Origin of the sequence: Streptomyces sp. NPDC056061 (genome assembly GCF_042266885.1) — a bacterium.
In the GTDB taxonomy this organism is placed as follows: domain Bacteria; phylum Actinomycetota; class Actinomycetes; order Streptomycetales; family Streptomycetaceae; genus Streptomyces.
Window position 1 is genome coordinate 65,411 of sequence record NZ_JBHJWQ010000032.1, and the last position, 8,861, is coordinate 74,271.

Genomic DNA, 8,861 nt, shown 5'->3' on the forward strand with positions numbered 1-8,861 from the left:
TTCATCTGTGCGATTTATGGGGCATCTGCCGGGCGGGGCGGAGAAACGTCCGAGTCCCCGTGTCTCCCCGCGCGACCGAGCGTGAGCGTCCGGGCGCTTTCCGGAGAGGGCAAGGTCACAGAGGCAGTCCCTGCAGCACATGCGGGACCTGCCCTAGCATCTGGGCATGACGGTCCTGCCTGCCGACGGGCTTTCGTTGGCCGCCGATTTCCCGCACCCCTCCCACGACCAGTGGCAGCACCTCGTCGAAGGTGTACTGCGCAAGTCGGGCAGGGAGGCCGCGGGTTCGGCCGCCGAGGAAGCACTGTCCACCACGGTGGAGGACGGGCTCAGCACCCGTCCCCTGTACACCTCGCGCGACAGCGCCCCCGATGCCGGATATCCGGGCTTCGCCCCGTACACACGCGGGGGCAGGGCGGAGGGCAACGCGGCGGGCGGCTGGGACGTACGGCAGCGACACGCGCAGACCGATCCCGCGCGCCTCAACGAGGCGTTGCTCGCCGATCTGGAGAACGGCACCACCTCGCTGTGGCTGGCCGTGGGAGGTACGGCCGGTGTGCCGGTGCCGGACCTGGCCCGGGCGCTGGACGGCGTCTATCTCGACCTGGCTCCGCTGGTCCTCGACGCGGGGGACGAACTCGACGCCGCCGCCACGGAGTTGCTGCGGCTCTGCGCAGAGCGGGGCGTCGACGCGTCGGCCGTGCGCGGCAATCTCGGCGCCGACCCGCTGGGGCGGGCCGCCCGCACCGGCGGCGCCCCCGATCCGGAGTCCGCCGTCCGTTGGGCGCTGCGATGCGCCAGTGAGCTTCCCGGGCTGCGGGCGCTGACGGTCGACGCGCTGCCGTACCACGAGGCGGGCGGCTCGGCCGCACAGGAGCTGGGCGCATCACTGGCCACGGGCGTCGCCCACCTGCGGCAGCTGACGGAGGCCGGGCTGTCGGTCGAGGATGCCTGTGCGCAGCTGGAGTTCCGGTACGCGGCCACCGCCGACCAGTTCCTGACCATCGCCAAACTGCGGGCCGCGCGACGGCTGTGGGCCCGGGTGGCCGAGGTGTGCGGGGCTGCCGGGAGCGGGGCGCAGCGGCAGCACGCGGTGACCTCTCCGGTGATGATGACGCGCCGCGACCCGTGGGTGAACATGCTGCGGACGACGCTGGCGTGCCTGGGGGCGGGGGTCGGCGGGGCCGAGTCCGTCACGGTGCTGCCCTTCGACCACGCGCTGGGGCTGCCGGACGCGTTCGCCCGGCGCATCGCCCGCAACACGTCGACGATCCTGCTGGAGGAATCGCATCTGGCCCGGGTCATCGACCCCGCGGGCGGTTCCTGGTACGTGGAGCGGCTGACCGCCGAACTCGCCGACAGCGCCTGGGCGTTCTTCCAGGAGATCGAGCGGGCGGGTGGCCAGGCGGCCGCGCTGCGCTCCGGGATGATCGGTGAGCGTCTCGCGGCCACCTGGGCGGCGCGCAGCGGGGATCTGGCCCGCCGCAAGGAGCCGATCACCGGGGTGAGCGAGTTCCCGCAGCTGGCGGAGCGTCCGGTGGAACGCGAGGCGGCGCCCGCCGAACCGTCCGCCGCGACGGGCGGCGGTCTGCCCCGGGTTCGCCGCGACGAGGCGTTCGAGGCGCTGCGCGCCCGGTCGGACGCCCACCTCGCGGCGACCGGCCGACGCCCGAAGGTGTTCCTCGCCGCGCTCGGCCCGGCGGCGGTCCACACCGCGCGGGCGACGTTCGCCTCGAACCTGTTCCAGGCGGGCGGGATCGAACCGGTCCACGACCCGGTGACGGTCGACGCCTCGACGGCCGCCGACGCGTTCCGGGCCAGTGGTGCGACCGTGGCGTGCCTGTGCTCCGGCGACGCGCTCTACGCCGAGCAGGCCGGGGCGGTCGCCGCCGCCCTGCGGTCGGCCGGTGCGCGACAGGTGTTCCTCGCGGGCCGGCCCGCCGAGTACTCCGGCGTCGACGCGTACGTCTTCGCGGGCTGCGACGTGGTGGCCGTCCTCTCCTCCGTTCTCGACCGTATGGGTGTGGCGTGATGGGTATCCCCGACTTCTCCGGCATCGAACTCGGGTCCGGCGGCGACGCCGGGGTGTCCGAGGAGCAGTGGCGTTCCGCCGTGAAGGAGTCCTCCGGCAGCTCGGACGGCGATCTGTTGTGGGAGACCCCGGAAGGCATCCCGGTCAAGCCGCTGTACACCGGACGTGACCTGGAGGGGCTCGACTTCCTCGGCACGTACCCCGGGGTCGCCCCGTACCTGCGGGGTCCGTACCCGACGATGTACGTCAACCAGCCCTGGACGATCCGGCAGTACGCCGGGTTCTCCACCGCCGAGGAGTCCAACGCCTTCTACCGCCGCAACCTCGCGGCCGGGCAGAAGGGCCTCTCGGTCGCCTTCGACCTGCCGACCCACCGCGGTTACGACAGCGACCATCCGCGGGTGACCGGGGACGTCGGCATGGCGGGCGTGGCGATCGACTCGATCTACGACATGCGCCAGCTGTTCGACGGCATCCCGCTGGACCGGATGTCGGTGTCGATGACGATGAACGGCGCGGTGCTCCCCGTGCTGGCGCTGTACATCGTGGCCGCCGAGGAGCAGGGCGTCGCGCCGGAGAAGCTGGCCGGGACCATCCAGAACGACATCCTCAAGGAGTTCATGGTCCGCAACACCTACATCTATCCGCCCAAGCCCTCGATGCGGATCATCTCCGACATCTTCGCGTACAGCTCGCAGCGGATGCCGCGCTACAACTCGATCTCCATCTCCGGCTACCACATCCAGGAGGCGGGTGCGACGGCCGACCTGGAGCTGGCGTACACCCTCGCCGACGGGGTGGAGTACCTGCGGGCCGGGCAGGCGGCCGGTCTCGACGTGGACGCGTTCGCGCCGCGGCTGTCGTTCTTCTGGGCGATCGGCATGAACTTCTTCATGGAGATCGCGAAGTTGCGGGCGGCCCGGCTGCTGTGGGCCAAACTGGTCGGGCAGTTCGAGCCGAAGAACGCCAAGTCCCTCTCGTTGCGCACCCATTCGCAGACGTCCGGGTGGTCGCTCACCGCGCAGGACGTGTTCAACAACGTCACCCGGACCTGTGTGGAGGCGATGGCCGCCACCCAGGGGCACACCCAGTCGCTGCACACCAACGCGCTCGACGAGGCCCTCGCCCTGCCGACCGACTTCTCGGCCCGGATCGCGCGCAACACCCAGCTCCTGCTCCAGCAGGAGTCCGGCACCGGCCGGGTCATCGACCCGTGGGGCGGCAGCGCGTACGTGGAGAAGCTGACGTACGACCTGGCGCGCCGGGCCTGGCAGCACATCGAGGAGGTCGAGGCGGCGGGCGGCATGGCGCGGGCCATCGACGCGGGCATCCCCAAGCTCCGGGTCGAGGAGGCCGCGGCCCGCACCCAGGCACGCATCGACTCCGGGCGCCAGCCGGTGATCGGGGTCAACAAGTACCGGGTGGAGAGCGACGAGCAGATCGACGTGCTCAAGGTCGACAACTCCTCGGTGCGCACCCAGCAGATCGAGAAGCTGCGCCGGCTGCGCGAGGAGCGCGACGACCGTACCTGCCGGGCGGCGCTGCACGCGCTGACCGAGGCGGCGGGCCGGGCCCCGGGCCCCGGGCTCGAAGGCAATCTGCTGGCCCTCGCCGTCGACGCGGCGCGGGCGATGGCGACCGTGGGCGAGATCTCGGACGCCCTGGAGAAGGTGTACGGCCGGCACGCGGGCCAGATCCGTACCATCTCCGGTGTGTACCGCAACGAAACTGGTGAATCCCCTTCCGTGGAACGCACCCGGGCCCTGGTGGACCGGTTCGAGGAGGCCGAGGGACGCCGTCCGCGCATCCTGGTCGCCAAGATGGGGCAGGACGGCCACGACCGCGGCCAGAAGGTGATCTCCACGGCCTTCGCCGACCTGGGCTTCGACGTCGACGTCGGCCCGCTGTTCCAGACGCCTGCCGAGGTGGCGCGGCAGGCGGTGGAGGCGGACGTGCACATCGTGGGCGTCTCGTCGCTGGCCGCCGGGCATCTCACGCTCGTTCCGGCGCTCCGCGAGGAACTGGCCGCCGAGGGCCGCGAGGACATCATGATCGTGGTGGGCGGAGTCATTCCGCCGCAGGATGTCGAGGCGTTGCACGAGGCGGGAGCGGCGGCGGTGTTCCCGCCCGGCACGGTGATCCCGGACGCCGCGCACGATCTGGTCGCGCGGCTCGGTACCGCACTCGGCCACGAGCTGTGAGCCGCTGACCGATGCCTCCGAAGATCGACATCGACAGCTATGTCAAGGGTGTGCTCGACGGGAAGCGGGCGTTCGTCGCGCGCGCCATCACCCTCGTCGAGTCCACCCGTCCCGATCACCGGGCACTGGCCCAGCGGTTGTTGCACGAGCTGCTCCCCCACTCCGGCAATGCCCGGCGCGTGGGGATCAGCGGTGTGCCGGGGGTCGGCAAGTCCACGTTCATCGATGCCCTGGGCTCGATGCTCGCCGGGCTCGGCCACCGGGTCGCGGTGCTGGCCGTGGACCCCTCCTCGCGGCGGACCGGCGGTTCGATCCTGGGCGACAAGACCAGGATGGAACGCCTTGCGGTGGATTCCTCGGCGTTCGTACGCCCTTCGCCCTCCGCCGGGACGCTCGGCGGGGTGGCCAAGGCGACCCGGGAGTCCGTCGTGGTGATGGAAGCCGCCGGCTACGACGTGGTGCTGGTGGAAACGGTCGGCGTCGGCCAGTCGGAGACGGCGGTGGCCAACATGGTCGACACCTTCCTGCTGCTGACGCTGGCCCGCACCGGCGATCAGCTCCAGGGCATCAAGAAGGGTGTCCTGGAGCTTGCCGACGTCGTCGCGGTGAACAAGGCGGACGGTCCGCACGAGCGGGACGCCCGCGCCGCCGCGCGCGAACTGGCCGGCGCGCTGCGGTTGATGCATCCGGCGGACGCGGCCTGGACTCCCCCGGTCCTCACGTGCAGCGCCCGCGAGTCGACCGGCCTCGACACCTTGTGGGAGCGGCTGGAGCAGCACCGCGGGCTGCTCGAATCGACGGGGCGGCTCACGGCGAAGCGGCGTGACCAGCAGGTCGACTGGACCTGGACGATGGTCCGGGACGAGCTGCTGGAGAGTCTGCGCGCCCATCCCGGGGTACGGTCCCTGACCCCTGGTCTCGAACAGCGGGTACGGAACGGTGAGTTGACGGCCACGCTGGCGGCCGAGCAGATCCTCGGCGCGTTCCGGGACACGCTCCCGGCGACGGAGGGCAACGGCGTCGCGGACTGACGGGCGGGGTCCGCCACGCTGTCCGGCCCCGTCGTCGACAGCCGACGGGGCCGGGTGCCGTTCGGTCCGGACGCCGCCCGAGGACCGGGCCGGTACCCGACCGCCGGGTGCCCTCGGCCCGCGGCCGGGCGCGCCGTCGCGTCCCGCGGGCACCTGCTGTTCCCGGCGGTGTCCGTTCGTCAACTCCTCGCGGGCCGGGACCGTTCGTTGCCCCGCACAGGACGGCCCGCGCCTTCGCCTCACCCCCGGGACCACGCCCGCGGCGTCCGAGGAGGAGTACCGGCCCTTCCGGGCGCGGACCCGCAGGAAGGCAGAACCTACGGACCGCCCGTCCGGCCGGAGGCCGGCCGCGGGCGTCACACTGGGCAGATGTCGCGCACCACTGACCGGGTGCACAATCACGTGGTACGGTTCCCTCGGCACCCTTTTCATGCTCTTGCCCCGGTTCGGGGCTCCTGGTGCCGATCCCGTCTTCATCAGTTGCCGAGCCCGTTCCCCCGCGACCGGCGCTCCAACTTTCTCGCACCACTTCTCCAGTCCGGTACGGCGCCTGCCGCCCGGGCTTCTCCGCCCGTCGACCGGGGGGCGTGCTCCCATCCGCCGCCCCGTCGTCCGGGCCCTTCATTCGCCATGTCCGCGAAAGGACCACCCGCATGACCACCACTCTCGAACTCCCGCTGAATCAAAGGCGGTTGACCACCGACGCCGCAGGCGTCCTGGACATCACACCCCAGGGACGCGGCACTCTGCGCGGCCGGGCCGACGCCCCCTCCGCCACCGACGTCCAGGTGCCCGCCGAACTGATCCGCCGTCACGGCCTGCGTCGGGGCGACATGATCGAAGGCGCCTGCGACCGGCCCCGCGTCCTGGCCGAGGTGGCACGGCTGAACGGCCGTTCCCCCGACGCCTTGCGCGGCCGCCCCCACTTCCGCGATCTCACCCCGCTCCACCCCCGGCGTCGGCTGCGCCTGGAAACGCCCACCGGCGGCCCGGCGACCCGGCTCGTCGATCTCGTCGCGCCGATCGGCAAGGGGCAGCGCGGGCTCGTCGTGGCACCGCCGAAAGCAGGCAAGACGGTGTTGCTGCGGCAGATGGCCGAGGCCGTCGCCGCCAACCACCCCGAGTGCCGACTGATGGTGGTGCTGGTGGACGAACGCCCCGAGGAAGTGACGGACATGCGCAGGTCCGTGCGGGGCGAGGTGCTCGCCTCGACCTTCGACCGTCCCGCGCGGGAGCACGTCGCGCTCGCGGATCTCGCGATCGAACGCGCCAAGCGCCTGGTCGAGCAGGGCAAGGACGTCGTCGTCCTGCTGGACTCCCTGACCCGGCTGTGCCGTGCCCACAACCACGCGGCAGCGGCGGGCGGGCGCACGCTCAGCGGCGGCGTCGACGCGGCCGCCCTGACCGGCCCCAAGCGGCTCTTCGGTGCCGCCCGCCTCGCCGAGGAGGGCGGTTCCCTCACCATCCTGGCCACCGCACTGGTGGACACCGGCTCCCGCGCCGACGACTACTTCTTCGAGGAGCTCAAGGGCACCGGCAACATGGAACTCCGGCTCGACCGCACACTTGCCGACCGGCGCGTCCATCCGGCCGTCGACATCCGGGCCTCCGGCACCCGGCGCGAGGAACTCCTTTTACCGGAGGCGGAGTTGCGTGCGGTACGCCGGCTGCGGCGCGCCCTGCTGGCCAGGAACGATCCGCGCGGCGCACTCGAAACGCTGCTGCACCGGCTCCGGCGCACCCCGGACAACGCGGCCTTCCTGCGCACGGTCCACCTCACCGTTCCGCACGCCTGAGCCACGCCCATGACGAGCACACTTGGCGGCCGACGCCCCCGGCCGGTGGTGGCACTGCCCCCGGATCAGGTGGCCGTACGCAACGCGGCTGTGTGCTCACGAACCTGAGCAGGCGTCAGATAGGAGTTGATGTATTCGAAGTCGCGCAGCTTCGCAGGGTTGCGGGCCTGGAATCCGGTGCGCACGAAGTCGTCCCCGGCGACGGCGTTCAGTACCCAGTTGGTCAGGACCCGGGTCTTGGCCACGTTCGTCCGCAGCGCCGACCAGTGGTAACCGCGGGCCACGGCCTGGGCGGCGATTCCGTGCATCTCGAAGCCGACGGGCTTGGAGACCGCGTCCTTGCCGCCGAGGTCCACGACCAGGCCGAGGTCGTTGTGGACGTACGGCATCAACGGCTGGTGCCGCAGCGTGGCGATGAGGTTCTCCGCGAGCCTGCGGCCCTGGCGGGAAGCGTGCTGTGCGGTGGGCGGACAGACCGCGCCGTCACCCTTGCTGAGGTCCGGCACGGCCGCGCAGTCCCCGAGCGCGAAGATGCCGTCGAAGCCCGGCAGGCGCATCTCGGCGTTCACCGCGAGCCTGCCGCGCACCGTCTCCGCGTCGAAGGTGGACACCAGGGGGCTCGCGGCGACCCCGGCCGTCCAGATCAGCGTGCGGCACGGCACCACCCGGCCGTCGGTGAACGTCACCTTCTCCGGACCGGCCTCGGCGATCGAGACGCCGAGCGACACCTCGATGCCGCGTGCACGCAGCACCTCCAGTGCGCTGCGCCCGAGTTTGTCGCCGAGTTCGGGCATCAGCTTCGGAGCGATGTCGATGAGATGCCACTTGATCAGGCGGGGGTCGAGCCGGGGGTAGTGCTTGACCGCGTTGGTGGTGAGGCGTTGGAGGCAGGCGGCCGTCTCGGTCCCGGCGTACCCGCCGCCGACCACCACGAACTGGAGGCGCGAGGCCCGCTCGTTCTCGTCGTGGCTCGCGTCCGCCAGATCGAGCTGGGCGATCACGTGGTCGCGCACGTACGCCGCCTCGGCGAGCGTCTTCATGCCCCGGGCGTGTTCGAGCAGGCCCGGGATGTCAAAGGTACGGGTGATGCTTCCGGGGCTGAGCACGATGTAGTCGTAGGGTTCGTAGACGATCTCATCGGTGATCTTGCGGATGACGCAGATCTTCGCCTCGGGGTCCACTCCGATGCCACCGCCCGGAATGATCCGGGTGCGGTGCTTGCGGCTGCGGCGCAGCGACACGGCGACGGACTGCGGGGTGAGGACGCCCGCCGCCACCTGGGGCAGCAGGGGAAGGTAGAGCTGGTACGAGAACGGGGCGACGAGCGTGATCTCGGCCTCGCCCGGGATGAGCCTGCGCTCCAGGCGTCGTACGCATTCCACCCCGGCGAATCCGGCGCCGACAACGAGAATCCTGGGTCGTGCCACAGTGTCCGTCCCTTCTGGGGCATGCGCGGTCGTCCGTGCGCCTGCCCTGTCTCACGCGCCCGTCCTTACCCATCTTCACGAGCCGTGCCCGACTTCGCCTGTTGGGAACGGCGGACGGACGATCCCGGCGGTTCGGCGGGTGGGGCCGGCGTGTTCCGCACCGTCGCGCCCGCGGTCCGTCCCCACCGCCCCAGCGGCCCTCAGGACCCGCCGCCCGGTGACATCGGTGTCGTACCGGTGCCGGGGCGGTTCACGGCTTCGTCCAGGGCACGGAGCGAGGGGTGGTGCAGGTCGAAGGCCGGGGATTCGGAACGGATCCGCGGCAGCGTGAGGAAGTTGTGCCGCGGCGGCGGGCAGGAGGTGGCCCACTCCAG

The 8,861-nt window shown here is 71.8% G+C and carries 5 protein-coding genes; 4 read left to right on the forward strand and 1 reads right to left on the reverse strand.

The genetic code is table 11. From position 1 onward, the window contains the following. Positions 1–166 precede the first annotated feature (166 nt). The 4 genes from mutA to rho all read left to right on the forward strand — a co-directional run bounded on the left by mutA (position 167) and on the right by rho (position 7,060). On the forward strand, positions 167–2,032 hold the full coding sequence (gene mutA / locus ACFC79_RS32225; protein WP_376247586.1) for a methylmalonyl-CoA mutase small subunit: 1,866 nt from the start codon (positions 167–169) through the stop codon (positions 2,030–2,032). Beyond that, positions 2,032–4,233, forward strand: a complete 2,202-nt coding sequence (scpA, locus tag ACFC79_RS32230) for a methylmalonyl-CoA mutase (protein WP_376247589.1) — start codon at positions 2,032–2,034, stop codon at positions 4,231–4,233. Before mutA ends, scpA begins: the two co-directional genes overlap by 1 nt. A gap of 11 nt (positions 4,234–4,244) precedes the next feature. Further along, a complete protein-coding gene (gene meaB / locus ACFC79_RS32235) occupies positions 4,245–5,264 on the forward strand; it encodes a methylmalonyl Co-A mutase-associated GTPase MeaB (protein ID WP_376247592.1) in 1,020 nt (339 codons plus the stop codon). 653 nt (positions 5,265–5,917) lie between these two features. Continuing rightward, a complete protein-coding gene (gene rho / locus ACFC79_RS32240; RefSeq protein ID WP_376247595.1) occupies positions 5,918–7,060 on the forward strand; it encodes a transcription termination factor Rho in 1,143 nt (380 codons plus the stop codon). 65 nt (positions 7,061–7,125) lie between these two features. Here the strand turns inward: rho and ACFC79_RS32245 are convergent, their stop codons facing one another. Then, on the reverse strand, positions 7,126–8,487 hold the full coding sequence (locus tag ACFC79_RS32245; protein ID WP_376247597.1) for an NAD(P)/FAD-dependent oxidoreductase: 1,362 nt from the start codon (positions 8,485–8,487) through the stop codon (positions 7,126–7,128). Positions 8,488–8,861: the final 374 nt, after the last annotated feature.